Source organism: Mumia xiangluensis, assembly GCF_010994095.1.
Lineage (GTDB): Bacteria > Actinomycetota > Actinomycetes > Propionibacteriales > Nocardioidaceae > Mumia > Mumia xiangluensis.
In genome coordinates, this window is sequence record NZ_WJYO01000003.1 from 409,078 (window position 1) to 435,443 (window position 26,366).

The 26,366-nt window shown below is 71.9% G+C and carries 30 protein-coding genes and 2 riboswitches; of the genes, 17 read left to right on the forward strand and 13 right to left on the reverse strand.

The annotated features are described in order from the left end of the window. Position 1: 1 nt before the first annotated feature. On the reverse strand, positions 2-934 hold the full coding sequence (locus tag GH747_RS12295) for a LysR family transcriptional regulator (protein ID WP_205602916.1): 933 nt from the start codon (positions 932-934) through the stop codon (positions 2-4). Between the two features lie 72 nt (positions 935-1,006). Here GH747_RS12295 and GH747_RS12300 point away from each other — a divergent pair, with 72 nt between their 5' ends. The 5 genes from GH747_RS12300 (at position 1,007) to GH747_RS12320 (ending at position 4,981) form a co-directional block, all read left to right on the forward strand. Then, positions 1,007-1,942 (forward strand): EamA family transporter, encoded by a 936-nt coding sequence (locus tag GH747_RS12300; protein ID WP_149769860.1) that lies wholly within the window; start codon positions 1,007-1,009, stop codon positions 1,940-1,942. Next, positions 1,909-2,017, forward strand: a riboswitch (TPP riboswitch). Its footprint overlaps the gene before it by 34 nt. Further along, positions 2,011-3,153 (forward strand): glycine oxidase ThiO, encoded by a 1,143-nt coding sequence (gene thiO, locus GH747_RS12305; protein ID WP_149769861.1) that lies wholly within the window; start codon positions 2,011-2,013, stop codon positions 3,151-3,153. Its footprint overlaps the riboswitch before it by 7 nt. After that, a complete protein-coding gene (gene thiS, locus GH747_RS12310) occupies positions 3,150-3,350 on the forward strand; it encodes a sulfur carrier protein ThiS (protein WP_149769862.1) in 201 nt (66 codons plus the stop codon). The genes thiO and thiS overlap by 4 nt, the downstream gene beginning before the upstream one ends. A 4-nt stretch (positions 3,351-3,354) precedes the next feature. Beyond that, complete coding sequence (locus GH747_RS12315) at positions 3,355-4,137, forward strand: thiazole synthase (protein ID WP_228552909.1); 783 nt, start codon at positions 3,355-3,357, stop codon at positions 4,135-4,137. Positions 4,138-4,156: 19 nt separating this feature from the next. Next, entirely contained in the window at positions 4,157-4,981 is an 825-nt protein-coding gene (locus GH747_RS12320) for a class I SAM-dependent methyltransferase (protein ID WP_149769863.1), read from the forward strand. A 3-nt stretch (positions 4,982-4,984) separates the two neighbouring features. Here GH747_RS12320 and GH747_RS12325 read toward each other — a convergent pair whose 3' ends face one another. The 8 genes from GH747_RS12325 to GH747_RS12360 form a co-directional block, all read right to left on the reverse strand. Continuing rightward, a complete protein-coding gene (locus GH747_RS12325; RefSeq protein WP_149769864.1) occupies positions 4,985-5,263 on the reverse strand; it encodes a MoaD/ThiS family protein in 279 nt (92 codons plus the stop codon). Positions 5,264-5,276: 13 nt separating this feature from the next. Beyond that, the gene (thrC, locus tag GH747_RS12330; RefSeq protein WP_149769865.1) at positions 5,277-6,551 is read right to left on the reverse strand and encodes a threonine synthase; all 1,275 of its coding nucleotides are present in this window, start codon (positions 6,549-6,551) and stop codon (positions 5,277-5,279) included. Positions 6,552-6,560: 9 nt separating this feature from the next. Next, a riboswitch (SAM riboswitch) is annotated at positions 6,561-6,702 on the reverse strand. Between the two features lie 160 nt (positions 6,703-6,862). Further along, positions 6,863-7,309, reverse strand: a complete 447-nt coding sequence (locus GH747_RS12335; RefSeq protein ID WP_149769866.1) for a hypothetical protein — start codon at positions 7,307-7,309, stop codon at positions 6,863-6,865. Then, positions 7,309-8,970, reverse strand: a complete 1,662-nt coding sequence (locus tag GH747_RS12340) for an alpha/beta-hydrolase family protein (protein ID WP_149769867.1) — start codon at positions 8,968-8,970, stop codon at positions 7,309-7,311. The genes GH747_RS12335 and GH747_RS12340 overlap by 1 nt, the downstream gene beginning before the upstream one ends. Then, positions 8,954-9,802: a trehalose-phosphatase gene (otsB, locus tag GH747_RS12345; RefSeq protein ID WP_205602917.1), complete on the reverse strand. Its 849-nt coding sequence runs from the start codon at positions 9,800-9,802 to the stop codon at positions 8,954-8,956. Before otsB ends, GH747_RS12340 begins: the two co-directional genes overlap by 17 nt. Positions 9,803-9,841: 39 nt before the next feature. Further along, a complete protein-coding gene (locus GH747_RS12350; protein WP_149769869.1) occupies positions 9,842-11,512 on the reverse strand; it encodes an alpha/beta hydrolase in 1,671 nt (556 codons plus the stop codon). Between the two features lie 9 nt (positions 11,513-11,521). Beyond that, a complete protein-coding gene (locus GH747_RS12355; RefSeq protein ID WP_149769870.1) occupies positions 11,522-12,058 on the reverse strand; it encodes a LytR C-terminal domain-containing protein in 537 nt (178 codons plus the stop codon). Between the two features lie 8 nt (positions 12,059-12,066). Next, the gene (locus tag GH747_RS12360; protein ID WP_149769871.1) at positions 12,067-12,426 is read right to left on the reverse strand and encodes a DUF3263 domain-containing protein; all 360 of its coding nucleotides are present in this window, start codon (positions 12,424-12,426) and stop codon (positions 12,067-12,069) included. 86 nt (positions 12,427-12,512) lie between these two features. On the opposite strand from GH747_RS12360, the gene GH747_RS12365 reads away from it, so the two are divergent. The 3 genes from GH747_RS12365 (at position 12,513) to GH747_RS12375 (ending at position 15,639) form a co-directional block, all read left to right on the forward strand. Beyond that, on the forward strand, positions 12,513-13,499 hold the full coding sequence (locus tag GH747_RS12365; RefSeq protein WP_149769872.1) for a Gfo/Idh/MocA family protein: 987 nt from the start codon (positions 12,513-12,515) through the stop codon (positions 13,497-13,499). A gap of 68 nt (positions 13,500-13,567) precedes the next feature. Continuing rightward, positions 13,568-15,028 (forward strand): alpha,alpha-trehalose-phosphate synthase (UDP-forming), encoded by a 1,461-nt coding sequence (locus tag GH747_RS12370; protein ID WP_377035978.1) that lies wholly within the window; start codon positions 13,568-13,570, stop codon positions 15,026-15,028. Between the two features lie 20 nt (positions 15,029-15,048). After that, positions 15,049-15,639, forward strand: coding sequence for a GNAT family N-acetyltransferase (locus tag GH747_RS12375; protein WP_149769874.1), 591 nt, complete (start codon positions 15,049-15,051; stop codon positions 15,637-15,639). 18 nt (positions 15,640-15,657) lie between these two features. Here GH747_RS12375 and GH747_RS12380 read toward each other — a convergent pair whose 3' ends face one another. Continuing rightward, positions 15,658-16,866, reverse strand: coding sequence for an MFS transporter (locus tag GH747_RS12380; protein ID WP_149769875.1), 1,209 nt, complete (start codon positions 16,864-16,866; stop codon positions 15,658-15,660). 134 nt (positions 16,867-17,000) lie between these two features. Between GH747_RS12380 and GH747_RS12385 the strand changes: the two genes are divergently transcribed. After that, entirely contained in the window at positions 17,001-18,188 is a 1,188-nt protein-coding gene (locus GH747_RS12385; protein ID WP_149769876.1) for an MFS transporter, read from the forward strand. Here the strand turns inward: GH747_RS12385 and GH747_RS12390 are convergent. Both GH747_RS12390 and GH747_RS12395 read right to left on the reverse strand, forming a co-directional pair. Beyond that, a complete protein-coding gene (locus GH747_RS12390; RefSeq protein WP_149769877.1) occupies positions 18,185-19,111 on the reverse strand; it encodes a hypothetical protein in 927 nt (308 codons plus the stop codon). The genes GH747_RS12385 and GH747_RS12390 overlap by 4 nt on opposite strands. Continuing rightward, positions 19,108-19,617 carry a sigma-70 family RNA polymerase sigma factor gene (locus tag GH747_RS12395; RefSeq protein WP_149769878.1) on the reverse strand — a complete coding sequence of 170 codons (510 nt, stop codon included), beginning with the start codon at positions 19,615-19,617 and terminating at the stop codon, positions 19,108-19,110. Before GH747_RS12395 ends, GH747_RS12390 begins: the two co-directional genes overlap by 4 nt. 52 nt (positions 19,618-19,669) lie before the next feature. Here GH747_RS12395 and GH747_RS12400 point away from each other — a divergent pair, with 52 nt between their 5' ends. The 8 genes from GH747_RS12400 (at position 19,670) to GH747_RS12435 (ending at position 25,597) form a co-directional block, all read left to right on the forward strand. Further along, positions 19,670-19,993 (forward strand): DUF202 domain-containing protein, encoded by a 324-nt coding sequence (locus GH747_RS12400; protein ID WP_163695558.1) that lies wholly within the window; start codon positions 19,670-19,672, stop codon positions 19,991-19,993. A 19-nt stretch (positions 19,994-20,012) separates the two neighbouring features. Continuing rightward, on the forward strand, positions 20,013-20,690 hold the full coding sequence (locus tag GH747_RS12405) for a uracil-DNA glycosylase (RefSeq protein WP_149769880.1): 678 nt from the start codon (positions 20,013-20,015) through the stop codon (positions 20,688-20,690). 31 nt (positions 20,691-20,721) lie between these two features. Next, positions 20,722-21,891 carry an AI-2E family transporter gene (locus tag GH747_RS12410; protein WP_228552910.1) on the forward strand — a complete coding sequence of 390 codons (1,170 nt, stop codon included), beginning with the start codon at positions 20,722-20,724 and terminating at the stop codon, positions 21,889-21,891. A 69-nt stretch (positions 21,892-21,960) separates the two neighbouring features. Beyond that, the gene (locus tag GH747_RS12415) at positions 21,961-22,488 is read left to right on the forward strand and encodes a hypothetical protein (RefSeq protein WP_149769881.1); all 528 of its coding nucleotides are present in this window, start codon (positions 21,961-21,963) and stop codon (positions 22,486-22,488) included. Beyond that, entirely contained in the window at positions 22,488-23,516 is a 1,029-nt protein-coding gene (locus GH747_RS12420; protein ID WP_149769882.1) for an iron-containing redox enzyme family protein, read from the forward strand. Before GH747_RS12415 ends, GH747_RS12420 begins: the two co-directional genes overlap by 1 nt. Then, positions 23,513-23,758 (forward strand): CDGSH iron-sulfur domain-containing protein, encoded by a 246-nt coding sequence (locus tag GH747_RS12425; RefSeq protein ID WP_149769883.1) that lies wholly within the window; start codon positions 23,513-23,515, stop codon positions 23,756-23,758. The genes GH747_RS12420 and GH747_RS12425 overlap by 4 nt, the downstream gene beginning before the upstream one ends. Then, complete coding sequence (locus tag GH747_RS12430; RefSeq protein WP_149769884.1) at positions 23,755-24,933, forward strand: alcohol dehydrogenase catalytic domain-containing protein; 1,179 nt, start codon at positions 23,755-23,757, stop codon at positions 24,931-24,933. Before GH747_RS12425 ends, GH747_RS12430 begins: the two co-directional genes overlap by 4 nt. Positions 24,934-25,126: 193 nt before the next feature. Continuing rightward, entirely contained in the window at positions 25,127-25,597 is a 471-nt protein-coding gene (locus GH747_RS12435; protein ID WP_149769885.1) for a DUF6328 family protein, read from the forward strand. Between the two features lie 13 nt (positions 25,598-25,610). Here GH747_RS12435 and GH747_RS12440 read toward each other — a convergent pair whose 3' ends face one another. Next, positions 25,611-26,294: a GAF and ANTAR domain-containing protein gene (locus GH747_RS12440; RefSeq protein ID WP_149769886.1), complete on the reverse strand. Its 684-nt coding sequence runs from the start codon at positions 26,292-26,294 to the stop codon at positions 25,611-25,613. Positions 26,295-26,366 lie beyond the last annotated feature (72 nt).

Here is a 26,366-nt window from a genome sequence, read left to right on the forward strand (position 1 = left end):
CTCAGCCGAGCTCCGCGGCGACGTCCTCCAGGACGGCCAGCACCCGGCGTACGGCGGCTCGCTCGGCACGGTCAGGACGGGCGAGCGCGAACACGTGCCGGCCGGCGCGTACGCCCTCGAGCGGCAGGAGCCGGACCCCCTGGGCCTCGGCCGCACGTCGCCACAGCCGCGGCAGCAGCGCAACGCCCTGACCGGCGGCCACGAACGCGGTGACGACATGGTTGTCGAGGAAGCGCTGCACGACGCGTGGCGGCCGCCCGCCGACCGCGAGCATCGGCAGCAGCAGGTCGAACGGGTGACCGACGGGGACGCCGATCCACGGCTCGTCGACGAGATCCTCCGGCCGTACGGCGTCACGCGCGGCGAGCCGGTGGTCGGCCGCCACGGCGACGTCGAGCGGCTCGCGCAGCAGCGGAGTCACGTGCAGTCGCGTCGTCGCCGGGTCGGGCACAGCGAGGACGGAGTGCCCGAGCACGAGGTCGTGGTCGGCCGTCGCGGCAGCGAGCTCGTACTCCGCCAGGTCGAGGTCGCTCAGCCGCAGAGTGACGCCAGGTGCCTCGGCAGCGAGCCGCGGCAGCAGTGGCGCGAGCAGCATCTCCGCACCGCTCGGGAACGCGGTGACCGCCACCTCGCCGCTCACGTCACCGCGGAACTCCTCGAACCTCGCCCGGGTCCGCGCGACGGCCTCGGCGACCTCGACCGCGCCCTCGGCGAGCAACGCGCCGGCGTCGGTCAGCCGCACGCCGCGCCCCTCGCGCACGACGAGGACCGCCCCCAGATCGCGCTCGAGCGCCTTGATCGCCTGCGAGACCGCGGACGGAGTCCTGTACGTCGCGTCGGCGACCGCGGTGATGCTCCCCCGCTCGGCCAGCTCCCGCAGCGTCGCGAGCTTGTCGACGTCGATCCCCATCACACCCATCGAACCGTCATTCATGAAGCGACGCTACAACGTTAGCGAAGCAATAGTCGCTTGTGCTTCATCCACGACAACCCGCAGGCTGATCGGGTGACGAACCGCGACCGCTCTCTCGCCGTGCTCGTGGCGATCTGCTGGGGACTGAACTTCCTCGCCATCCACGCCTCGCTCGAGCAGTACCCCCCGATGTTCTGCGTCGCGCTGCGCTTCGGCCTGCTGGCGATCCCCACGATCCTGCTGGTCCCGCGTCCGGACGTGCGCCTGCGCTGGCTGATCGGGTACGGCGTCGGCTTCGGCATCGCGCAGTTCGTCTTCCTCTACGCGGGGATGGAGGCCGGGATGCCTGCGGGTCTCGCGTCACTGGTCCTGCAGGCGTCGGCGCCCTTCACCGTCGTGCTCGCCGGTGTCCTGCTGCGAGAGCGGCTCACCGGGCGCCAGGTCCTCGGCATCGTCATCGCGATCCTGGGTCTGGCCGGCGTCGCGTGGCACCGCTCGCAGACCGCGGCGCTCCTCCCCGTGGTGCTCACCCTCCTCGGCGCCCTCGGCTGGGCGTTCGGCAACCTCGCGAACCGGCAGGCCCGCCCGTCGAACCCGCTCCACCTGACGCTGTGGATGTCCGTGGTCCCGCCGATCCCGATGCTCGCGGTGGCGTTGCTCGTCGAGGGGCCGGACCGGATCGGCGAGTCTCTCGCGACCTCGTTCACCGCCGAGGCACTGCCCGCGGTGCTCGGCATCGTCTACACGGTCGTCATCGGCACGGTGCTCGGGTCCGGGCTCTGGACGATCCTCATGACGCGCTACCCCTCGAGCACCGTGGCCCCGTTCTCGATGCTCGTCCCGGTGGTCGGGATGAGCGCCAGCGCGATCGTCCTCGGCGAGCACCTGCACCCGTTGGAGCTGGCGTTCGGCGCGGTCGTGATCGCCGGGGTCCTGCTCGGCTCGACGCAGTCCCGGCGCCGTTTGACGCCGCCCCTTCCTGCCGCCTACGGTGCGGACGTCCCCACGGGAGCCCTGGCCAAGGGCTGAGAGGGAGCCGATGCCGCTCCGACCGTCGAACCTGATCCGGGTCATGCCGGCGAAGGAAGGCAGGAGCAGTGCCGTCGTCCCTCCCCACCGTGGCCGTCGTCGGCGGCGGCGTGATCGGCCTGACCGTCGCGTGGACGCTCGGCCGCCGCGGGCACCGCGTCACCGTGTACGACCCCGCACCCGCTCGCGGGGCCTCCTGGGCCGCCGCCGGGATGCTCTCGCCGGCGGGTGAGGCGTGGTTCGGCGAGGAGTCGCTCCTGCGTCTCGGCCTCGACTCCCTCGCCCGCTGGCCCGGTGTCGCGCGCGACCTCGAGGCCGACGCCGGATGGGGACCCGAGCTGCGTACCGACGGCACGCTCCTCGTCGCCGCCACTGACGACGACGCCCGGGCCCAGACACGGGTCCAGGCGCTGATGGCGGCCGCCGGGATCGCTCACCGGCCGCTCGGGCGGCGCGAGGTGCGCGCCCTCGAGCCCGCGCTCCACCCAGGACTGCACTCGGTCACGGAGGTGAGCACCGACCACAGCGTCAACAACCGGACGCTCGTGGCCGCGCTGCTCACGGCGTGCGCGCGGCGCGAGGTCGCGTTCGACGAGGACACGGTCGACGTCGTCACCGAGGCCGGCGTCGCGACGGGGGTCCGTACGCACCGCACCGGCCGGCACCGACGGCACGCCGTCGTCGTCGTCGCGAACGGCGTGGGCCTGTCCGCGACCTGCGGCGCGCCCGAGTGGCTGCGCTCCGCCGTACGCCCCGTCAAGGGCGAGATCCTGCGCGTCCGTACGCCGCGGCCCACGCTGGCACGGACGGTGCGCGCCGACGTACGTGGACGCTCCGTCTATCTCGTCCCACGGTCCGACGGTGAGGTCGTCGTCGGAGCCACGAGCCTGGAGCGTGGGCACGACACCGCCGTCACTCTCGAAGCCGTGCACGATCTGCTCCACGATGCGATCGAGGTCGTTCCCGAGCTGCGCGACGCCACGTTCGTCGAGGCCACCGCCGGCCTCCGCCCAGCGACGCCGGACCACGTCCCGCTGGTGGGACAGACCGGCGTCGACGCACTCCTCGTCGCCGGCGGTCACCACCGCGGAGGCGTCCTGCTCGCGCCGTGGACGGCTGCCGTCGTGGCCGCGCTCGTCGCAGGTGACGCACCGCCCGCCGGCGCCGACACCGCCGACCCGCTCCGCTTCGCCCTCGAGGAGGCACGATGACCATCCGGCTCAACGGCTCCGACCATGTCCTGCCTGGACCGACGACGGTGCTCACCCTGGTCGACAGGCTCGACCTCGGGCGTACGGATCTCGCGGTCGCCGTCGACGGCGCCGTCGTCCCGCGCTCGGAGTGGGCCGACCACACGATCCCCGACGGCGCTGACGTCGACGTCGTCACCGCGGTCCAAGGAGGCTGACCTCGTGCAGGACACCGCACCCGACCCCCTCGTCGTCGCCGGCACGACGATCGAGAGCCGCCTGTTCCTCGGGACCGGTGGCATCCCCAGCCCCGAGGTGCTCCGACGCTGCCTCACGGCGAGCGGCAGCGACCTGGTCACCGTCTCGATCCGCCGCGTGGGCACCGACGCCCCGGGGTCGCTGCTCGACGTCGTGCGCGAGCACGGTGCCCGCCTGCTCCCGAACACAGCTGGTTGCCGGACGGCACGTGAAGCGGTGCTGACCGCCCAGCTCGCGCGCGAGGCCCTCGGCACGTCCTGGGTGAAGCTGGAGGTCGTCGCCGACGACGTCACGCTCCTCCCCGACGTCGTCGAGCTGCTCGACGCGGCGGAGACGCTCGTGCGCGACGGCTTCGTCGTGCTGCCGTACACCAACGACGACCTCGTCACCGCGCGGCGGCTCGCCGACCTCGGGTGTGCGGCGGTGATGCCCCTCGGCTCGCCGATCGGGTCCGGCCTCGGCATCGCTCACCCGCGCGCGATCGCCGCGATCACCGAGGCGGTCGAGGTGCCGGTCGTGCTGGACGCCGGCATCGGGACCGCGTCGGACGCCGCCCTGGCGATGGAGCTCGGGTGCGACGCGGTGCTGTGCGCCACTGCTGTGACACGAGCCGAGGACCCGCCCGCGATGGCCGCAGCGATCGCGGGCGCCGTACGCGCGGGGCGTACGGCGCGAGGTGCCGGCCGCATCCCCCGGCGCGAGTCGGCCCTCGCCTCCAGTCCGACGACGGGGCTCGTCGGGTCGTGAGACGTGGGACGGTGGCGTCATGACCGACGACTACCTCGCCGTCAACCGCGCCATGTGGGACGACCGCGCGCCCGTCCACGCTGCCTCGTCCGCCTACGACCTCCGACGGTACGACGACCCGACCGCGCTCAGCGACGTCGTACGCTTCGACCTCCCCCGGCTCGGCGACGTCGCCGGTCTCCGCGCTGTGCACCTCCAGTGCCACATCGGCACCGACACCCTCAGCCTCCACCGGCTCGGCAGCGACGTGGTCGGGCTCGACCTCTCGCCGGCCTCGCTCGACCAGGCACGTGCCCTGGCGGCGCGGACGGGCGCCGAGGTGCACTACGTCGAGGGGGACGTCTACGACGCGGTCGAGCTGCTCGGCGCGAACGGGTTCGACCTGGTGTTCACCGGCATCGGCGCGATCATCTGGCTGCCCGACATCGACCGCTGGGCCCGCGTCGTGAGCGACCTGCTCCGGCCAGGAGGACGCCTCTTCCTCCGGGAGGGCCACCCGATGCTGATGGCGTACGACGTCGTCGACGGCCAGGCCGCGCTGGCCTACCCGTACTTCCACCAGTCCGAACCGCTCGTGTTCACCACCGCCGAGACGTACGTGGAGACGGACGCCGCGCTGCAGGAGCTGCCGAGCCGTGAGTGGATCCACTCGCTCGCCGACGTGGTGACGGCGCTGCTCGACCACGGGCTGGCCGTGACCGGACTCGCCGAGCACGACTCCGTCCCGTGGGACGCGCTGCCGGGGCTGATGGCACCGCACCCCGAGCACCGTGGGGAGTACCGGCTGGCCGACCACCCGGAGCGGATGGCGGCCAGCTACACGCTCCAGGCCGTCAAGCAGTGACGGTCAGCAGCCGCCGGCGACCGCGGGGATGATCGAGACCTGCTGCCCGGTCGGGACCGTCGTGCCCAGACCCTCGGCGAAGCGGATGTCCTCGGTCCCCACGTAGACGTTGACGAACCGGCGGATCGCACCGGTCTCGTCGACGACGCGCGCCTTGATCCCCGGGTACGACGCCTCGAGCGCGTCGATCACCGACGCGACGTCGTCGCCCTCGACCGTCACCTCGGAGTCACCCTTGGTGTACGTGCGAAGAATCGTGGGGATGCGGACGGAGACGCTCATGGTGTCCTCTCGATCAGACGAGGTTGGCGGCGGTGAACGCCGGGTACGTGGGGTCGATCGTGGCGGCCGGGCCGACACGGTCGGCGATCGCATCGAGCGTCTTGAGGCCGTCGCCGGTGTTGAAGACGACCGTCTCCGCCTCCGGGTCGAGCTGCCCGGTCGCGATGATCTTCTTGAGCGTCGCGATCGTGACGCCGCCGGCGGTCTCGGCGAAGATGCCCTCGGTGCGGGCGAGCAGCTGGATGCCGTCGCGCACCTCGTCGTCGGAGACGTCCTCGACGGCACCACCCGTACGGCGGCAGGTGTCGAGGACGTACGGCCCGTCCGCGGGGTTGCCGATCGCGAGCGACTTGGCGATCGTGTCCGGCTTCACCGGGCGGACGACGTCGTGCCCGTCACGGAAGGCCTGCGCCACCGGCGAGCAGCCGGTCGCCTGCGCGCCGAAGATCTTGTACGGCGTCGCCTCGACCAGACCGAGCTTGCCGAGCTCGGTGAGGCCCTTGTCGACCTTCGTGAGCTGGGAGCCGGACGCCACCGGGATGACGATCTGCTCGGGGATGCGCCAGCCGAGCTGCTCGGCGGTCTCGTACGCGAGGGTCTTCGAACCCTCTGCGTAGTACGGGCGGACGTTGACGTTGACGAACGCCCATCCCTCCTCCTCGCCGGCGATCTCGCTCGCGAGCTTGTTGACGTCGTCGTAGTTGCCGCGGACCGCGACCAGCGTGCCGCCGTACACCGCGGTGGTGAGGATCTTGGGACGCTCGAGGTTCTCCGGGATGAAGACGACGCTCTTGATGCCGGCGCGCGCAGCGGCAGCGGCGACGGCGTTGGCGAGGTTGCCGGTCGACGGGCACGCGAGGACCTTCATGCCGAGCTCGCGGGCGGCCGAGAGGGCGACGGCGACGACGCGGTCCTTGAAGGAGTGCGTCGGGTTGCCCGAGTCGTCCTTGACCCAAAGGTTCTTCATGCCGAGCTCGCGGGCGAGGTTGTCAGCCTTCACGAGACGGGTGAAGCCGGGATCGGTGTTGGGGAACGACGCGATGTCGGCCGGGACCGGCAGCAGCGGCTGGTAGCGCCAGATGCTCTTGGGTCCGGCTTCGATCTGCTCGCGGGTGATCGTGCCGAAGTCGTACGCCACCTCGAGCGGGCCGAAGCACTCGATGCAGGCGTAGTGGGGGCCGAGCTCCTGCTCGGTGCCGCATGCGCGGCAGACCAGGCCGATCGCGTTGCCGAATGCTCCGGGACGGGCGGTCGTACAGTCTGTGGACTCCAGGGTGCTCGCGCTCACGAGGCCTCCTCGTCATCTCTCCTGCGCGCGACTTTCGCCACAGGACGGAATTGGCACCATCCCCTGGCGTGGCCTCGCAGTGTGCGCGAGCATCGCCGGGTGGTTGCCGGGGCTTCGTCGGGCCGTGTCCCTCCGCCCCTCGTGATGAGCTGTTCGCAAGCCTACGTGGCCGTCTCACATACCGTCCACTCGGTCCACTATCCGGACACCGGCACCCGCACCGTCACCGCCACCCGCACCGTTGGTCGCTCAGTGGTCACCGAGGTCGTCGCGGTGACCACTGAGGCACCAACGCTGGGGAGAGGGGACGATCAGCGGCGCCAGCGCGGCGGATTCGGGCGGTAGTCGCCGTCCACGAGCACCGCCAGCCGCTCGAACGGGTTGTACGACCAGTGGTCGCCGGCCACGACGTACGAGACGCCGACGCCTGCGAAGTAGAGCGGGAGCATCACCGGGCCGAGGCACCACGCGTACTGCGTGCAGTGGCGGTCCTCGTGCAGGAGCAGTGCCGGCCTGCGCGCGAAGCGCTCCTCGCCGTGCCGCGACACGATGACGCTGCCGACGGTGAACGCGGACGCCGCCGGGATCCGCCAGCGGTAGCCGGTGGCGACGTACGTCCCGCGTCCACGCCTGCGGATCTGGGCCCCGCCGACCCACGCGGTCAGCAGCCCGAGCACCGTCGAGAGGTTGATCCAGTTCACCGCCGTCCGCACCCGCGTCCACGCGGTGTGCGGAAGCAACGGTTCGGCCGACGGCATCAGCGCACCCCGCGCAGCCGCTCGCGCAGCGCCTCGACGCGCGCGTCGTCCCAGCCGTCCTGCGGCAGCATCGTGCGCCACGCGTCGAGCGGCTGCGTGCCGTAGAGGTGCCCGTTGCCCTCGTCGAAGTCGTTGCCCACCGCCATGTCGAGCGCCAGGGCGAAGAACGTGCCGGTCGGCCACCACCGCAGGTACGGGGAGACCGACGGGTCACGCCGCTCGCGGATCCAGTCGGGCTCGTCCCACGCCAGCGACGGCTCCCACCAGACGATCGGGTCGTCGGCGTTCTGCAGGTACGTGACACGCGGCGACGACCCCGCGAGATCGCTGACGCGGTTCGCGAAGCGGATCGTGCCGCCGTCGCCGATCACCGGAGCGACCTGCCGCGATCCGCGCACGCGGTCCTGCTCCGCCGTGCGGCGCAGCTGCGTGAACGCCGGTGTGCCGACCCACAGGGCCCGGTCGACCCGGGTGGTCATCGCGTAGAAGTCCGCGAAGGCGCCCTGCCCGCCGTACGCCCCGAGGCTCTCGCCCGTGATCACCAGCAGGGGTCGCTCCGCCTCCGGCAGCGCGTCGAGGCGCTCACCCACGGCGTCGAGCATCGCCCGCGCGGTGACGATCGCGGCGTCCTGCTCCATGAGGTACGCGACGGGGCTGGGCAGGTGCGAGTACTGGATGCCGACGACGGCGGAGTCGCCGTCGAAGAAGTACTCGAGCGGCACGAAGAGCTGCTCGTTCATCCAGCCGGTGCCGGTCGGGACGTTGATGACGACGACCCGGCGCTCCCACGCGTCCGTGCGGTCCATCTCGTCGAGAAGCACCGCGACACGGTCCTCGACGGAGTCGGCGGTGCCGCGCCCGACGTACAGGCGGATCGGCTCCAGCGCCGGCTCCCCGGTCAGCTCCGTGATCTGCTCCGCGGCCGGTCGGCGGCCGAGGAAAGTGCGTCCCTGGTCACCCAGCCCGTCCCAGGCGACCTCCGATCCCGGCCCCGCTGTGGCGTACGAGGTCTCCGGTGGCTCCGGGTCGAACGGCGTCAGGACCGTGTCCGACAACGAGAGTGAGCTGTTGAGCCCGTCGAGCGTGCGCTGGTACGCCCACGCGTTGAGGGCGGCGACGAGCGCGACCGTCGTCACGACCGTCGCGAGGACCGAGGCGACGACGGGGCCGAGAAGCCGGCGGCCGCGACGGGCGAGGACGTCGCGCACCCACCGCAGCGCCCGCGCCACACCGACAATCACCGCGAGGACCACCAGCGCGACCAGCGGGACTCCGAGGAGCGGACCGGCGGGCTGGTCGATGCCCAGCCGCTCATACGTCCAGGTCTGTCGCTCGACGCTCTCGCCATAGGTCAGCACGACCGCCAGCGCTGCGAGCGCCGGGAGCCACAGCCGCACACGACGGCTGCGCAGCGCGACGACCGCGCCGGGGCGCACACGGCCGACGAGGGCGCGTCCTGCCGCTCCGAGCAGCACGCCGAGCCCGTAGCCGATCGCCGTCAGAACTCCCGACAGGACGCCCTGCAGCAGCCACTCACGCGGCAGCAGCGACGGCTGCAACGAGAACCAGAAGAACGCGGCCGCGGAGAGCAGACCGGCCGGGCTGCGTCGAAGCGTCCAGGCTTCGAGGGCGCGCCCGAGCCGCTCAGCAGCCGAGCGCATCCGCGAGCCGCTCGAGCCAGTCCGCGAGCTCGTCGGGGCCGTGGACGACGACGTCGGCCCGAGGGACCAGCACCGTCTGCTCGTCGGAGGCGACCGCCACGAGGAGCACCTCCACGTCGCCGCCCTCGCGCATGGCCGTCAGGGCCTCGTACGCGGGAAGGTCACCGAGGTCGTCGCCGGCGAAGACGATGGTCCGCACCCCGGTCTCCGAGATCAGGCCCCGGAGCGCTCCGCCCTTGTCGACGGAGGGGTCGCGAACCTCGACGACGAGCCTGCCGGGCTCGGCGGCGAGGCCGTGCTCCTGGGCGAGCTCCGCCACGGGCCCCTCCAGGATCGCCTGGGCGCCGGCCGGGTCGGGGAGCCCGCGCGTGTGCAGCACGACCGCGCGCTGCTTGTCCTCGATCCGCACCCCCGTGAGCCCGAGCGAGTCGATCAGGGCGGGGAGGGCGGCACGGACCTCCGCGACAGCCTCGGGCGGCGGCGGTACTGACTCGACGCCGGTCTCGGCGTCCCACCGCTCGGCTCCGTACTGGCCCAGGATCGACAGGTGCGCGAGCCCCTCGCGCTCGGCGAACGCACCGAGGCGCAGCGCCGTGCGGACCGGTCTCCCGGTCACGACGGCGAGCTTGCCCACGCAGGGCCCGATCCGCTCCAGCGCCTGCAGCGAGCGCTCGCTGGCGTGCGCCTGCTCGGGGTCGTCCACGATCGGCGACAGCGTCCCGTCGAAGTCGAACGCGAGCATCGCGTGCTCCGGATCGCTGAGCAGCGAGGCGAGCGCAGCGGTCCCAGCCTGCGTACGGGGAGAAGGCGCCGGGACGGCAGAGAGGGCCATGCGACCCATCATCCCAGGCGCGGTACGGCGGCGTGCCGGCTACTCCGTCGTTGCCACCAGGGCGCGGAGGCGACGCGATTCCTCCGGGGTCCAGCCGGGAGTGCGCAGGATGGTCGCCCAGGCGTCCACGTGCTCGCCGGCGTAGACGTGGCCATGACCCGCGGGGACCTTCGTCCCGAGCGCCATGTCGGCCGTCACCTGCCAGAAGGTGACGAGCGGGATCCAGCGCACGCTGTCGAGGACGTCGGGTCCGCGCTCCTCCCCCAGCCAGTCCGGCCGGGTCAGGAGCAAAGCCTGGTTCCACCAGACGATGGGGTCCGACGCGTGCTGGAGGTAGAGGATCCGCGGTCCGTCCCAGGGCTGCCCCTTCGGCGGGACGGGGTCGGAGGCCCGTCGCGCGAAGCGGACCCGGGCACCGTCGCGGTACTGGGGAAGGATCTCCGTGGTTCCCGCCTCGCGGTCGCGGACGAAGCGACCCCACAGCGGGTTGAAGCTCGGCGGGCCGACGAACAGTGCCCCGCTCGTGCGGTTCGCGAGGTCGTACGCACCGCTGAACGCCGCCTCGGCGCCGAATGACCCGAGGCTCTCCCCGAACACGTAGAGCTCGGGCCGCGCGTCGGCCGGCATCGCCGACCAGCGCGCGTACACCGCGTCGAAGAGCTCGCGCCCCGCGTCGCGCGCCTGCTCCTGGTCGACGAGGTAGGAGATCCAGGACGGGAACGACGAGTACTGGAGGGCGACGGTGGCCGTGTCGCCTCCGCCGAGGTACTCGAACGCCGCCACCGAGGTCGGCTCGACCCACCCGGAGCCGGTCGTCGTCGTGACGAGCAGCCTGCTCCGCTCGAAGCCGCCCGCGCGGACGAGGTCGTCGACCACCAGTGCTGCACGGTCCGTGACGTCCCCGGCCGACGCCAGGCCTGCGAACACGCGCACGGGCTCGGCCGCCGTACGACCCGTGGCTGCGCCGCCGGTGGCTCTGCCGACGGTGTAGGAAGCGATGTCCGCGGCTCGCGGTCCCGATGCGACGAACACCTGCCCCTCGCGGCCGAGCGTGTCCCACGCGATCAGCGACGCGTCGCTGCCGGAGCGCTCCCGCTCGACCGGCCGGGTGATGCCGTCGGGCGTCAGCAGGTTGCGGTAGGAGAAGACGTCGTCGGCACCTGCGCGCAGGCGCTCGAACAGCACACCGTCGACGGCGGCCACGAGCAGGCCGACCAGGACCGCGAGACCGATCACCTTCGCAGCGCGCTCGCCCAGCGCGCGGTCGAGGAGGCGTACGAGACGCCGGTAGACCCAGACAGTCGCCCGCCCGAGCATCACCAGCAGCAGCGTCACGAGACCCCACACGAACGGGATCACCAGCAGCCACGGCCACGGCTCGTCGGGCATCCCCATCAACGTCCGGACCTCGTGCTGCCAGCGCCACCCGAGCACCAGCGACGCGACGACGCCCACGGTGGCGACTCCCGCGAAGACCGCCCAGGACCGTCGCGACGGCTCGCGGGCCTCCCGCTCGACCAGCTCCCTCCAGACGTACGCCGCCAGCACGCCGACGCCGTAGCCGATCGCTGACGTCACGCCCGCGACCATGCCCTGGAAGACCGCCGGGCGCGGCAGCAAGGACGGCGTGAACGCCAGGCAGCCGAGGAGAAGCGCACCGTACGCGCCGGGGAGCGCGCAGTAGAGCAGCGAGCGGCGGGGGGCGAGCACCCCGACAGACTAGGGCGCGTCGGTCAGGATGAGCGTGAGCCGGTCGAACTTCATCGGCTCGATCGCCGGGCGGACTCGGTCGACGCCCAGGTCCGCGGCCAGGCGCTCCCCCTGCTCCTTGAGCTTCTTCGGGTAGTAGACGGTCGTCTCCTGGATCTTGCCGTACCAGTTGTCGACGCCGACGACCTTCCAGCCGGCGTCCTCGACGCGCCCGGCGGTGCTGTCGGCGAGCCCGGTGACGCCGGAGTTGTTGTAGACCTCGACGAAGGCGCGCGGCACCTCGGCGGTCGTGGGCGGTGCCGTGGTCGGAGCAGCGGCCGCGGTGTCGGGGGCGGGTTCGGGGGACGGCGTCGGCGTCGCGGACGGGGCGGCGACCGGGGCAGGATCCTCGGGGTCGTTGCCGACCAGCAGGCCGACGGCGGCGACCGCGAGGACCAGGATCGCGCCCAGCAGCGCGACCGAGGGGACGCCGCGCGGCTTGACCCGGGTGCGGGCGGTGACGCGCGGCCGGTCGTCGACCGGGCGGTCTTCACGGGTCTCGGTCACGACGACTCCTAGGCGTCCGCGTCCAGCCGACGCGCGGTTCGGGTACGGCGGCGGCTGGCGCGCAGGCGTCGCAGCCGCCGGACGAGCAAGGGGTCGTGAGCGAGCGCGTCCTCACGATCGATCACGGCGTTGAGGACCTGGTAGTAGCGGGTGGCGGAGAGCCCGAACTCCGCACGGATCGCCTGCTCCTTCACGCCTGCGTACTTCCACCAGCCGCGCTCGAAGGCGAGGATCGCCTCGTCCCGCTCGGACAGCCCCGAGGAGTCCTCCTCCGCGGGTCGACGCGCGAAGTCCTCTTCTGCTGGTGGACGCGCGAAGTCCTCTTCTGCTGGTCGAGGCGACGCAGTCGATCGAGACCCGGAATCCATAGCCCCATCGTAGGTCGGCGAATCACACTGGTGGCATTCCCCGCGCTCGGCGTGGCGAGCGGCCGTCTTGCCGCCATGATGGCCGCATGCCTGCTGAGACCATCCGCTGGGGCATCCTCGCCACCGGGGACATCGCCCACTCCTTCGCACGTGACCTCGCACTCGTCGACGACGCCGCGCTCCACGCGGTCGGGTCCCGCTCCCTCGGACCCGCCCAGGCCTTCGCCGACGAGTACGCGACCGAGGCGGCGACTCCCGTGGCGTACGGGTCGTACGCCGAGCTGCTCGCCGACCCCGACGTGGACGTCGTGTACGTCGCGACGCCCCACGGCCGTCACACCGAGGACGTCCTCGCGTGCTTCGACGCGGGCAAGGCCGTCCTGTGCGAGAAGGCGCTCACGCTCGACGCCGCCTCGTCCCAGCACCTGGTCGACGAGGCCCGACGTCGTGGGCTCTTCTTCGCCGAGGCGATGTGGATGCGGACCAACCCCAACATCCGCAAGGTGCGGTCGATGGCGGCCGAGGGCGCCTGCGGCACGGTCACGCACGTGCGCGCGGACCTCGGGTTCGTCGCGCCGCGCGACAAGGCACGCCTGTGGGACCCGCAGCTCGGTGCCAGCGCCCTGCTCGACGTCGGCATCTACCCGCTGACCTTCGCCTACCTGATGCTCGGCCGACCGGTCGAGCTCCGTGCCGCCGCCACGCTGAGCGAGCAGGGCGTCGACCTCGCCGGAGGAGCCACGCTCCGCTACGCCGACGGTGCGATCGCCTCGATCAGCTGGACCCAGATCGGCTGGCCGGACACCCGCGCGTCCGTGGCCGGGGACGGCGGTCGGCTGGAGCTGCCGTCTCCCTTCCACCACCCGCAGTCGTTCACGTACGCCCGCAACTGGGAGGCGGACGAGATCGCCGAGCCGGTGACGGGCGCGGGCTACGCGCACGAGATCGAGGAGGTCGGGCGGTGCCTCCGCGAGGGCTTGACCGAGTCGCCGCTCCTCCCGCTCGACGAGACGGTCGAGATCATGGCGCTCATGGACGAGATCCGCGAGCAGATCGGCTCGCGCGTCGGCTGACGTCCGACGCGGGCGCAGGTCTGCCAACGGCAGGTGATCGCGGATAGGGTCGTGCCATGAGCGATGACGTGTCCGAGACGGTTGCCCGGAGCCTGCGAGGACACGAGCAGTCGGCGTCGTTCGTGGTCGTCGCCAACCGTCTCCCGGTCGACCGGGTGCAGATGCCCGACGGCAGCACCGCATGGCGTACGTCCCCGGGCGGGCTGGTCACGGCGCTGGAGCCGGTGCTGCGCAAGCTCGGCGGCGCGTGGATCGGGTGGAGCGGCGCTCCCGACGAGGAGCTCGACCCGTTCGACCTCGACGGCGTCCAGCTGGTCCCGATCCCGATCTTCGACCAGGAGGTCGGTGAGTACTACGAGGGCTTCTCCAACGCCACCCTCTGGCCGCTCTACCACGACGTGATCGCGACCCCGGAGTTCCACCGAGAGTGGTGGGACTCCTACGTGGCCGTCAACCGTCGATTCGCCGAGTACGCCGCTGTCATCGCCGAGAAGGACGGCGTGGTGTGGGTCCAGGACTACCAGCTCCAGCTCGTGCCGCAGATGCTGCGCGAGCTGCGACCCGACCTCCGCATCGGCTTCTTCCTCCACGTGCCGTTCCCGCCCGCGGAGCTGTTCACCCAGCTGCCGTGGCGCCGCCGCATCCTCGAGGGTCTCCTCGGCGCGGACATCGTCGGGTTCCAGACGACCGGCGCCGCACAGAACTTCGTCCGCCTCGTCCGCCAGCGGGTCGGCAGCAAGACGCACCGCGACACGATCTACCTCGAGAACGGCCGCACGGTCACGGCCAAGGCGTTCCCGATCTCGATCGACTCGGTCTACTTCGAGAACCTCGCCCGCAAGCCGTCCACGCAGGCCCGGGCCGACGAGATCCGCGCCAGTCTGGGCAACCCGAAGTTCGTCCTCCTCGGCGTCGACCGCCTCGACTACACCAAGGGCATGCCGCAGCGCCTGCGCGCCTTCGGTGAGCTTGCCCAGCAGGGAATCCTCGACCCGGCGGACGCGGTGTTCGTCCAGGTCGCGCCGCCGTCGCGCGAGCGGGTCGACCAGTACCGCCGCCTGCGGGACGAGATCGACCGCATCGTCGGACGCATCAACGGCGACGTCGGACGGATCGGGCAGCCGCCGATCACGTACCTGCACTCCTCTTACCCGCGCGAGGAGATGGCCGCGCTCTACCGTGCGGCCGACGTCATGGTCGTCACGCCGCTGCGGGACGGCATGAACCTCGTCGCCAAGGAGTACGTCGCCTGCCGCTACGAGGACACCGGGGCCCTGGTCCTGAGCGAGTTCGCCGGCGCGTCGGCCGAGCTGAAGCAGGCCTACCTCGTCAACCCGTACGACATCAACGGCATGAAGGCGACGATGCTCAAGGCCATCTCCGACCCGCCCAAGGAGAAGGCCAAGCGCATGCGGGCGATGCGTCGCCAGGTGATGGAGCACGACGTCGACAAGTGGGCCCAGGGCTTCCTCGAGGACCTGGAGACGGTGCTCGAGCCGCACGGCAAGCGGACGCGTCCGGTCGACTGACCATTCGTTAGGGTCGAAGCATGCGACCGAGTCAGTGGTACGAAGCCCAGGACATGTTCGGCGATCACGTCACCCTCACGCAGCTGCGCCCGCACCACGCGGAGGGGGTGCTTGCCGCATCGGGCGACGACGACGTCTTCGCGTGGATGTCGTTCGACCGGCCGACGACGCTGACGGAGGCTGAAGCGGTCGTCGCCCGCTATCTCGCGATGCCCGACACCAACGCCTGGGCGCAGGTCGACACGAAGTCCGGCGAGCTCGCCGGCATCACGACGTTCTACGAGATCAACCCGGAGCGGCGTTCGCTGATCATCGGCGGCACCTGGCTCGGCGAGCGCTTCCAGCGCACGGGCATCAACACCGAGTCCAAGCTGATGCTGCTCACGCACGCCTTCGACACCCTCGGCGCGGTGCGCGTCGCGTGGGAGACCGACGAGCGCAACGAGCAGTCCCAGGCCGCGATCGAGCGGCTCGGCGCGACCCGCGAGGGTCTGCTGCGCAAGCACAAGCCACGCAAGGACGGCTCGTGGCGCAACACCGTGATCTACAGCGTGACCGACGACGAGTGGTCGCAGGTCCGTGACGGCCTGCGGTCCGCGCTCGACCGCTGACGGAGGGGTCTCCGACCGTCAGCGCTGCGGCGCTGCTGCGAGGGTGCGCTGGCTGGCGAGGGCCACGATCAGCGCGAGCCACGCCGCGGTGACCGTCACCCCGAGCGCGGGGGCGTACCCGCCGGCGTCGGCGAGCCGACCCGCGACGGTCGAGCCGACCGCGTACCCGATGCCGGTCGCGCCCGCGAGCAGGGTCATCGCCTGACCCACGCGGCTGATCGGGACGATCCGCTCGCCGAGCGTGAAGTTGCTGATCATGTACGGGGCGACGGCGAAGCCGAGGACCAGGACGACCGCGACCATCGCACCGACGCTGTGCACGAGCACGAGCGGCGCCGAGAGAACCGCGAGGGCACCGGCCGCGACGAGGATGCGCTTGTCGAACCCGATCCGTGCCGGGACCCACGCCATCGACAGTCCCGCCACGACGGACCCGACACCGAGCATCGCGTGGATGAGGCCAGCGACGCCGGGCATGCCCTCGGCCGTCGCGAGTGCCGTGGCGCCGGTCTGCACGGAGCCGAAGAGGACACCGACGAGCAGCTGAGCGACGACGAGGACACCGAATGCGGCGGACAGGATCCGCGCCTTCGTCCGGGCGCCACCACGAGACCCGCGCACGAGCGCCGCCGTGGGGTGGAGGGCGAACCAGCCGCCGAACACGACCAGGAGACCGGCCGCGACGAGCAGCGACCCCGCAGGATCGATGAGGACGGCGACGGCACCGACGAGGGCGGGACCGAGGACGAACGAGGCCTCGTCTGCGGCACCCTCGTACGAGAACGCGGCGTCGACGAGCTGGGGCGACTCGCGTCCCGCCCGCCCGGTGATGGGGCGCCACCGTACGCGGGCCAGCGGGCCGATCTGCGGCATGGCGGCGCCAGTCATCCCGGCGACGAGGACGAGCCAGCCGCCGGCGGCACCCGCCTGGGTCAGCAGCACGAGGGCGGAGAGCCCGGCCGCGCCGGCGAAGGACTGAGCCAGCACGACGGGGCGCTGGCCGATGCGGTCGGCGGTCGCTCCAGCGATCGGGGAGACGATGGCGTTCGCCACGGCCAGAGCACCCGCGGCGAGGCCGCCGAGCGTGTAGGAGCCGGTGGTCGACGAGACGAGCAGGAGCGTGCCCATCTGGCTCATCGCCAGCGGGAGCCGTCCGAGAAACGCGACGACGACGTAGGCCGGTCCGGCGAGCGCGAAGAGTCGCCGGTATGCGGTCAGGGGTGACACAGAGGTCCTCAGGGTAGGCCGACACTGGCGCGCCTACCCTCCACCAGAACGCGCCAGGAACCCTGAGCCCTCCCAGTCTAGCGGGAGAGCAAACCCGCGGCACCCCTCACGAGCGGCGCACGTAGGCTCGTGCGGTGACAGCCCTCCGCCGAGCCCGGGTCGCGACCAGCGCCTTCTTCGTCCTGAACGGATTCACCATCGGGGTGTGGGTCGTCAACATCCCCACCATCCAGGACCGCGCCGGCATCGACACCGTCCTGCTCGGATGGCTGCTCCTCCTGATGGGCGCGTCGGCGTTCGTCGGGATGCAGCTCGGCGGGCGGCTCGCGGACGCGATCGGGTCAGCTCCCGTCGAGCTCGCTGGCGGCGCGGTGATGGGTGTGATGATCCTCGGTCCGGCGCTGGCGCGAGACCCGTACCAGCTGGCAGCGGGCCTCGTTCTCCTCGGGCTCGCCAACGGGATCCTGGACGTCTCCATGAACACCCAGGCCGTCGAGGTCGAGCGCGCCTACGAGCGGCACGTGATGGGGACCTTCCACGCCTTCTACTCGGTGGGCGGCCTGCTCGCCGCCGTCGTCGGAGGCCTCGCGATCAGGGTAGGCGTGCCGCTCCCGGCGACCGCGGCCGTGCTCGCCGGCACGGGCCTGCTCCTCTCGGTGGCTGCGCGGTCGTCGGTCTGGCGTGCACCCCGGACGCCGGTGGTGCCAGCAGCCCAGGGCACCGAGACGGCGAAGCGCACCAGCGGCTGGACCGTCCAGGTCGCCGGTCTGGCTGCGCTGGCGTTCGCACTCTTCCTCGCTGAAGGCGTGGCCGGCGACTGGTCGGCCGTGCATCTGCACGACGTTCTCGACGCCGACAAGTCGACGGCGGCGTGGGCGTTCGGAGCGTTCTCGTTGATGATGACGATCGGCCGTCTGCTCACCGACCGGGTCGTGACGCGCGTGGGCCGCGCGACCTTCGTCCGAACGGGAGCGCTGCTCGCCGGGGCCGGGCTCGCCACGGCCGCCCTCGCGCCGTCGGTGCCCCTCGCCGTCGTCGGCTGGGCCGTGTTCGGGATCGGCCTCTCGGGATGCGTCCCGCAGTTCCTCTCCGCGGCGGGCCACCTCGACCCGGCTCGGTCGGGCACGAACGTCGCCCGCGTCGCCGGGTTCGGGTACGTCGGACTGCTCGCCGGACCTGCGCTGATCGGCGTCCTGACGGCGGTGATGCCGTTGACGGCGGCGTTCTGGTTCCCGGTGGCCGGCTGCGTGGCCGCCGGGCTGGTCGCACCGCTGCTGCTGCGCCCCGCGGTCGACGCGCGCCAGGCCGACGTGCCCGGCTAGCGCCGAGCGACGATGTCGACCCGCACCACGCTGCCGACCTCGACCACCGTGCCGGGGGGCGGCGTGACGCGGAGCCGCTGGTCACCGGCCCCAGCACCACCGCGCGTACGGGCGTCCAACCGCAGCCCGGCCTTCGTGAGGCGCTTCTCGATCTCGAGCCACGTCGGCTCGGCGGTGGCTCCCGGGAGACCTCCGCTGACCCCCATCGTGAGCTCGGGCACCGTGATCTCGCCGTCCGGGAGGATCCGGGCGGTCGAGACGACGTCGCGGACCGCGGCCGGCGGCCCCTGCACGACGATCCGGACGTCCTCCTGCGCGGAGGCGATCACCGCCACGTCCTGGATCCCGTCACGACGCTGGCCCAGGCCGTACGCGACGCCGTTCTCGACGCGGTCGGCCCGCGGATCGGGCCGCCCCTCGGGAATCGCCGACAGCGCCTCGATGCGGACCGAGACCACGCCGGGGGAAGGCGCGGCGCGGCACGCCCGGGCGGCGCCGATCCAGAAGTAGTAGCCGTCGGTCGTGATCGTGCCGCAGTGCGGCGTCTCCGCACGCCACCCCACCGGGACGGCGACGACGAGCCGGCCGCGACCGACCTCGCGGGTCTGGACGGTCATCGCTCGGGCGCTGACCGGCGCGTCGCTACCTGGTGCTGTCGGCGCCGGCGGGTCTCCCGCGGTGCCCGCCGTGACGGCCACGCGGTCGGCTGCGGGCCCGGCAGGGTTGCCGCCCAGTCCGGAGAGACCGACGGCGGCGACGGCCACCACGGTCGCGGCCACCAGCACCGCGAGCACCGGGGCGAGCCGCCGGTGAGGAGTCTCCGACGGGCGTCGGCGGCCGCGTTGCCATCGATCCACCAGCTCGTCGCCGTCGGGCGCCTGCGCTGCCAGCGCATCGAGCCGGCGCTTCCACTCGTCGCTCACGACGGCCTCCCGTCGTACGAGTCGTCGTCCAGCACGTCTCGGAGCCGAGCGATGCCGCGTGCCAGGAGGCTGCGGACCGTGGCCGGACGGCACCCGAGCGCCTCGGCGATCGTCACGTCGTCGAGGTCCAGCCAGTAGCGCAGCACGATCGCCTTCCGTTGGCGGTCGGACAGCCGGTCGAGCCCCTGGCGGATCGCGTCGACCTCGTCGAAGCCCATCGTGCGGGCGGGCGCGTCGTGCCTCGCGTCCTCGTACGGGATCTCGAACGGACGCTTGCGTCTCCACCGGCTGCGCTGGAGGTTGGTCATGATGGTCGCGGCGTACGCACGCGAGTCGTCTGCGGCCACGACGGACTCCCACGACCGCCAGATCCGCTCGCACGTCTCCTGCGCGAGGTCGAGCGCGTCCTCGCGGCTGCTCGTGAGGAGGTACGCGAGACGGACCAGCCACGTCGCGTGCTCGCGCACGAACGCCTCGGCGTCCGTGGTGCGCGGCAGGTCGGTCATGGTCACACATCATGGACGCACGAGCGGTCCGTTGTGTTGCAGACTCTTCCCCATGAGCGGAACCGACCAGCGCTTCGTGCTCGCGAACGAGCGTACGTACCTCGCCTACATCCGCACCGCGCTCGCGCTCATGGCGGCCGGTGCCGCCATCGTGCAGCTCGGCGACATCCTTGGCGGCGAGGGCCAGACGCTCATCGTGGGCACGACGATCCTCGCCGTCGGCATCGTCGTCGCCGTCCTCGGCTACCTGCGCTGGCGCGACAACGACAAGCGGATCGCGGCAGACCTCCCGCTGCGCGCGACACCCATCCCGCTGGTGCTCGGTCTCGGCGTCGTCGGTCTCGGCGTGCTGGTGCTCGTGCTGTCGCTGATCTGACCGCACTACGCTGGGGCTCGTGCCCGCCGCCCCCCTCGCAGACCTCGTCGCGCCCGACTGGGCCGAGGCTCTCGCCCCCGTTGCCGGACAGGTCGCCGCGATGGGCGACTTCCTGCGTACGGAGCTGGCTGCCGGCCGCCCGTACCTTCCGGAGGGCCGCCGCGTGCTGCGCGCCTTCGAGGAGCCGATGGCGTCGGTGAGGGTGCTCGTCGTCGGCCAGGACCCGTACCCGACCCCTGGCCACGCCGTCGGCCTGTCGTTCTCGGTGGCGCCGCACGTCCGACCGATACCGCGGAGCCTGATGAACATCTTCGCGGAGATGCGGACCGACCTCGGTGTGCCCGAGCCGACCTCGGGCGACCTGACCCCGTGGTCGAAGCAGGGCGTGCTCCTGCTCAACCGGGTCCTGACGGTCGAGCCGGGCCGTCCCGCGAGCCATCGGGGCAAGGGCTGGGAGGCGGTCACCGAGCAGGCGATCAAGGCCCTCGCCGCACGGGACCAGCCGCTGGTCGCACTGTTGTGGGGCCGCGACGCCCAGTCGCTGCAGCCCCTGCTCGGCGACATCCCGGTCATCGCCTCGCCGCACCCGAGCCCCCTGTCGGCATCACGGGGGTTCATCGGATCGCGCCCGTTCAGCCGGGTCAACGCGGCGCTCACCGACCTCGGCAGTGCGCCTGTCGACTGGCGCCTCCCGTGATGGCGTTGACCGATGCCCTAGCCTCGGTCGCGTGACCCGAGACCGTTCCGCCATCCTCTCCCGCGGATTCAGCACGCTCGCGCGATGGTCGTGGCAGCTGATCGCCATCGCCGCAGGCCTCTTCGTCCTGGGCTGGATCATCGGCAAGTTCTGGATGATCGGCTACCCGGTCATGCTCGCCCTCATCGTGACCACGCTGCTGGGGCCGCCGGCCGCTTGGCTCCGTGACCGTGGCGTGCCCGCAGCCCTCGCAGCCGTGGTCGTCGTGCTCGGCTTCCTCGCCGTCCTCACCGGAGTGGTCGCGGTCCTGGCACCACAGGTGGCGGGGCAGGCCGGGGACATCGCCTCGGAGGGCGCCCGAGGCCTCCAGGCGATCCAGGACTGGGTCCAGGACGGCCCGCTGGGCGTCACCGAGAACCAGCTCGACAACGCGATCCAGAGCCTGCAGGACAAGCTCCGCGACAGCGCCGACGTCATCAGCGCCGGAGCCCTCTCGACCCTCGGCGCCGCGACCAACGTCATCGTCAACACCGTCCTCGTGCTGATGCTGACGTTCTTCTTCGTCAAGGACGGGCACAAGTTCCTGCCGTGGCTGCGCCGCACGCTCGGTGGGAGGGCCGGCACCCACATCAGCGAGGCCGGCACCCGTGCGTGGAGCACGCTCGGCGGCTTCATCCGGACCCAGGCGCTCGTGTCGTTCGTGGACGCGGTCTTCATCGGCCTCGGCCTGGTCATCCTCGACGTCCCGCTCGCCGTCCCGCTCGCCGTCATCGTCTTCTTCGGTGGGTTCATCCCGATCGTCGGTGCCTTCGTCACGGGGGCGCTGGCCGTCCTCGTCACCTTGGTCACCAACGACTTCCGTGACGCCGTGATCATGCTCATCGTCATCGTGGCCGTGCAGCAGCTCGAGGGCAACGTCCTCTCCCCGTGGCTGCAGGGCAAGGCGATGGACCTGCAGGCAGCGGTCGTGCTCCTCGCGATCACCGCGGGCAGCTCGCTGTTCGGGATCACGGGCGCTTTCCTCGCCGTACCCGCCGTGGCGACGGCAGCCGCCGTCCTGCGTTACGTGAACGAGCAGATCGCCGTCGCCGCCGCGAGCGACGACGGGGCCCCGCCCGGCCCGCCGACGGAGCCGCCCACGGACGCCGTACCCCCGAAGACGCCTGCGCCCGGCGCCGACCCGGAGCCCACCGCGACCTGAGCCATCGGTGCCCCTCCCGTCAGGTGTGAGCGTGAAGCGTCCTGGGTACCTGGCGGGCAGGAGGTCACTATGCCCAGTTCCCGCGAGGTCGTCCTCTTGGACACCCCCGACCTCGTCGACGACTACCTGACGGTCAGGCTCGCCCCCCTGGGGCGGGTCGCCTGTCTGAACAGCCGATCGTTCGACGACCAGGCGCGCGTCGACGAGCTCCTGGAGCGCACCCTGCCCACGGACGTCGTCGTCTGGTTACCCGAGGCGGGCGACGACACCTCTCGCCGTCGTGCCGTCGAGGTGCTGCTTCCCGGAGTCGCCGTGACGGGCGGCTGCGTCCTCGTCCTGTCGAGCAGCACGACACCGCCGGCGCGGACGACGTGGCTGCGCGAGCTCACCGAGCGCTACCCGACGGCACGCCTGCACCTGGTCCGCCACGAGCCCGTGGCGGGGGCGTTCTGGGACTGTCGCGGCGAGCTGCAGACGCTCACCACCCGGGGCCACGTCCCGCTGCCCGAGCTCGCCACGGCCGTGGCCGAGGCGATCGCGGACCGGACGCCGGGCTTCCGCGAGACCGCCCTGACCCCCGACCAGGAGATCGCCTGATGCTGCTTCCCCGAGCGCGTGGCCCGCTGAGCGGACTGCTGCGCCACCTCCTGCTCGAAGGCACCGAGGAGCTTGCTGAGCTGGACGCGACCGCGCGCGGACGCGCGGCCACGATGCCAGCACTGTCGGCCCTCGACGACGAGGACCTGCAGCTCAGCCTGTGGATGATCTACGAGCTGAGCTTCCGCGGCTTCGACGACGTCGACGACCGGTGGGAGAGTGCACCCGAGGTCGCAGGTCTTCGCGCCGTGCTCGAGCGGCCGTTCGAGCAGGCGCTGCGCGACGCCACCACGTCGTGGACCGAGCGCGCGCTGGCCGTCGACGGAGACGTCGCCGACCAGGTCTTCGCCCTCGCCGCCGGGTTCGACGAGGGTCCCGACCTCTCCAAGTTCATCCGGAAGGAGGCGACACCCGACCAGGTGCGCCACTTCCTCCGCCAGCGCAGCGTCTACCACCTGAAGGAGGCGGACCCGCACACGTTCGTCATCCCGCGGCTGACCGGCCCGGCGAAGGCGCACCTCGTCGAGCTGCAGTACGACGAGTACGGCGGCGGGCGCTCGGGGTTCCTCCACCACGAGCTCTTCGCCACCACGCTGCGCCAGGCCGCGCTCGACGACACCTGGGGCGCGTACATCGACGACGCCGACGCGCCGACGCTCGCCAGCTCGAACGCGATGTCGTTGTTCTGCCTGCACCGACGCCTCCGGGGTGCCGCGATGGGGCATCTCGCCGCATTCGAGGCGACCAGCTCGATCCCGTGCCGCCGCATCGCCGCGGGCCTGCTTCGTACGGGGTTCGGCGAGGACGCAGCGCGCTACTACGACGAGCACGTGGAGGCAGACGCCGTGCACGAGCAGCTCGCGGCCCGCGAGATCTGCGGGACGCTGGTCCGGACCGGTGACGTCACCGCGCGCGACGTCCTCTTCGGCGCAGCCGCCTGCCTGGTCCTCGACGCCCTCCAGGCCACGGCGCTGATGGCGCAGTGGGAGGACACGGGCGCCTCCGACCTCGCAGAGGCGCCGCTGTGACCGACTCGATCGGCACCCCAGCCACCGAGGTCGTGCTGTGTCCCGGTGGACCGGCCCTGATCCGCAGCGACGTCGCCGTTGTCGACGTCATCGTCGCCGAGGGACAGTCCGTCGCACGCCGGCCCGTCGTCGCGCTCTGCCGGTGTGGCCGCACCGGACGAGCGCCGTGGTGCGACGGCACGCACAAGCTCGCCGGCGGACCGACGGCGAAGACCCTCCCGACGAGGAAGGACGAACCATGAAGGCAGTGACCTGGCAGGGACGGCGCGACGTACGCGTCGAGGAGGTGCCCGACCCACGCATCGAGGAGCCGACCGACGCGGTCATCCGGGTCACCAGCACCGGCCTCTGTGGTTCCGACCTGCACCTGTACGAGGTGCTGGGCCCCTACATGACCCCCGGGGACGTCTTGGGCCACGAGCCGCTCGGCGTCGTCGAGGAGGTCGGATCGGGTGTCACGGACCTCTCGGTCGGAGACCGCGTCGTCGTACCGTTCCAGATCTCGTGCGGCGCGTGCTGGATGTGTGACCGAGAGCTCTACAGCCAGTGCGAGACCACGCAGGTCCGCTCCCAGGGCAAGGGCGCCGCGCTCTTCGGCTACTCCGCGCTGTACGGACAGGTGCCCGGTGGCCAGGCCGAGTACCTGCGGGTCCCGCTCGCCTCCTCGACCGCCGTACGGGTGGAGCACGGACCGCCCGACGACCGTTTCGTCTACCTCTCCGACGTGCTGCCGACGGCGTACCAGGCCTTGGAGTTCGCGGCTGTCCCGGACGGCGGGACGCTGCTCGTGCTGGGGCTCGGACCGATCGGCCAGATGGTCGCACGCCTGGCGGCCCACCGCGGCGTACGGACGATCGGCGTGGACCTCGTCGACGAACGGCTCGTACGGGCCGCCGCCCACGGTGCGGAGGTCCTCGACGCCCGGGAGGACGACCTGGCCGAACGCGTGCGCGACCTCACGGCAGGACGCGGTCCGGAGAGCGTCGTGGATGCGGTCGGGATGGAGGCCCACGGATCGCCGGTCGCGAAGGCCGCCCACACGGTGGTCGGCGTGCTGCCCGACGTCCTGTCCAAGCCGCTCATGGATCACCTGGGTGTCGACCGGCTCGCGGCCCTGATGACGGCGATCGAGGTCGTGCAGCGCGGCGGCACCATCAGCCTGTCGGGAGTGTACGGCGGTGCGGCGGACCCGCTGCCGATGCTGGACCTCTTCGACAAGCAGGTGCAGCTGAGGATGGGCCAGGCCAACGTGCGCCGGTGGATCCCACGACTGCTCCCGTTGGTGCAGGACCCGTCCGACCCTCTCGACGTGGAGGGCTTCGCCACGCACCACATGCCGCTGGACGAGGCACCGTCGGCGTACGCAGCGTTCCAGCGCAAGAGCGACGGCGCCCAGAAGATCCTCTTCCGCCCCTGACCGTGCCGGGCAGGTAGCCCCGGGCGCGAGGATCAGCTCCGCTTCAGCCGGTCGTCCTCGCCGCAGATCGGTAGTGCCGGCGCCGCCTCGGTACGCTGCGCCGACGCACTCCGGTCCCGCCGTTGCCAGCGTGGCAGCGGGTCCCCCAAGGTGGGGGCATGGCGGGGGTCGTGAGCCGACGGACGGAGAGCGGATGACCGACGACGAGGGCGTGCATGTCGAGACCGAAGCCGAGCGGCTCACGCGCAACTGGAACGAGCTCCTCCAGGAGCTCCGGGTCGCCCAGACCGGCGTCCAGATCCTCACCGCGTTCCTGCTGACGATCCCGTTCACCCCGCGCTTCGACGACCTGTCCGACGGCCAGGAGATCGTCTACCTCGCCGTGCTGTCCGGCTCGGTGGCGGCGACCGCGCTTCTCGTGGCCCCGGTCGCCATGCACCGCGCGCTGTTCCGCAAGGGCCAGCGGCCGTGGCTCGTGAGCGCGGCTCACGTGTGCGCCAGCGTGGGTCTGGCTGCCCTGGCCGTGACCGTCTCTGGCGTGATGTGGCTCGTCTTCGACGTCGTCATCGGACCGTCCTGGGCGTGGGCCGCCTTCGGAGCGTCGGCGTTCCTGTTCGGCGCGCTCTGGATCGGTCTGCCGCTGCTCAACCGGAACACCCGCTGACGGCGGCGCTGCTTCAGCGGGACTGCGGGAGCCGTCGGGTCGACACGAGCATCTCGGCGACCGCGCGCAGCTTGACGTTGTGTCCCTGGGAGTAGCGCCTGAGGACCTCGAACGCGCGGGTCTCGTCGAGCCCGAAGCGTTCCATCAGGATCCCCTGCGCCTGCCCGATCAGCTTGCGCGCGTCGAGCGCGAGGTTGAGGTTCGCCTCCTGCTCGGAACGCGCGATGGCGATCGCCGCGTGCCGGGCGAACAGGTGCGCGAGTGCCGCGTCGTCCTCGTCGAAGAAGCGCGGCTCCTTGGAGTAGAGAGAGACGACGCCGATGCGACGGCCGTCGTGGGACAGACTGACCGCGAGGAGGCTCGCGTAACCCAGGGCTGCGACCGCGTCCGTCCACCGGGGCCACCGGGTCTCCCGTGTCAGGTCCCCGGAGCGCAGCGTCTGGTCCCACTCGCCATTCCTGCACGGCCCTTCGTCGAGCTCGTTCTGCAGCTCGTCGAACCGGACGATGACGTCGCCCGTCGCTGCCACCGTCTCGAGGCGTCCGCCGCGGCGGAGCATCGTCACCCCGGCCTGATCCATCTGGAGCGTCTCGCAGAGGTACTTGATGACCTGCTCGGCGGTCTCCTGCGGGGACTCAGCAGCATGGAGCTCGACGGCGAGGTCGGCGAGCTCCTGGGGGTCGAGGTCATCTGCCATGTCGTCCCTGCTTCCTGAGGACCACGACGACACCTCGACTCTAGTCCGGTCGTCGTCGGCGTGACCAGCGCC